This is a genomic window from Carboxydocella sp. ULO1 (assembly GCF_002049255.1).
Classification (GTDB): Bacteria; Bacillota.
The window spans coordinates 1-481 of the sequence record NZ_BDLQ01000104.1; the positions used below are offsets into that span (position 1 = coordinate 1).

At 50.9% G+C, this 481-nt stretch carries 2 pseudogenes; both read right to left on the reverse strand.

The features are described from left to right. Positions 1-296: pseudogene (locus tag ULO1_RS12085) on the reverse strand (hypothetical protein); the annotation flags it as partial. Beyond that, a pseudogene (locus tag ULO1_RS15035) lies at positions 296-481 on the reverse strand (phage portal protein); the annotation flags it as partial. The pseudogenes ULO1_RS15035 and ULO1_RS12085, both read right to left, overlap by 1 nt.

Here is a 481-nt window from a genome sequence, read left to right on the forward strand (position 1 = left end):
GGCGTAAAGCTTGCCGGCTTATCCTCTAAATCCCCCCACTTCACGGCGCCCACCTTCTGCCATGCTGTGCCGGTATCCTGATAGATTATTTTGGTGTCAGTAGCAATGTAAATGCGTCCTGCTGTGCCGGGAGTAGGTTTGTTTGCGTCCAATCCCGCCTGAATGGAGGGAACGCCGCCTTTATCAGCTACCACTCCCGCGTCAATGATATCCCAGTTTTCGTTGAATGCTGCCCGGCTTACGGTTTCATTGCCGAGTGGCTTTTTAATTCCAAGTTTTGGCGTCAAAGTTGGCATTAATTACGCACCTCCAAGGCGTCCCAAGTCATTCCTAATGCATCAAAAGTATCCCAAGTCTCCGCTTTGGCATCCCACTCATCCCATATGAAGAAGTTGTATTCATACATTATCGCCAAATGCGCCGGTACAACCGCCCGGACCGCCGTTTTGAGGTCATCTAAGTTAGGCGGCACTCCGGTTGT